The organism is Mesorhizobium sp. BHbdii (assembly GCF_053848045.1).
The window spans coordinates 1-462 of record NZ_JBSPKX010000194.1 but is presented as its reverse complement, the minus strand read 5'-3'; the positions used below and the strand labels follow the sequence as shown (position 1 = coordinate 462).

The window sequence follows — 462 nt, the reverse complement described above, 5'->3', positions numbered from 1 at the left end:
ACACGATCCCTTACGAACGCATAGCCGAAGCGCGCATTTCCTATGGCGGGCGCGGCCGCATCACCGAGATCCAGCAGCCGGCCTACGGCCAGCAGGTTCTCGACCAGGTTCTTCCGTTCTAGGAATTGGAGAACAAAGCGCCGTGGCCAATGTCGAACAACTCCAGCCTCGCAAGGGTCCATCCCTTGTGGTCCAGGGCGCCATGCTGCTGGTGGTAACGGCCGCCGCCATCGGCATGGGCTGGATGTCCGGCGGCTATCTCAAGGGCGCCGGGGCACCGTCATCGGTGCCGGTCGCACCTGAAAATGAGGGCAAGGTCACCGAACCCGCTGCCGCGCAACAGCCTGGCACGGGGCCGGCGCTTGTGGCGCTGGCGCCGATCACCACCAACATCGCCTCCCCCGCTGACACCTGGATCAGGATGGAAGTATCCGTGGTCTACGACACGCCGCAGCCGCCGGC

2 protein-coding genes are annotated in these 462 nt (G+C 65.4%); both read left to right on the top strand.

The features are described 5' to 3' along the window. Positions 1-122: flagellar basal body L-ring protein FlgH (locus ACWTU8_RS32585; RefSeq protein ID WP_455851346.1), on the top strand; the 122-nt coding region annotated here is incomplete at its 5' end. Between the two features lie 20 nt (positions 123-142). Further along, positions 143-462, top strand: a 320-nt coding sequence (locus ACWTU8_RS32580) for a flagellar basal body-associated FliL family protein (protein WP_455851345.1), incomplete at its 3' end; no start/stop codon positions are given.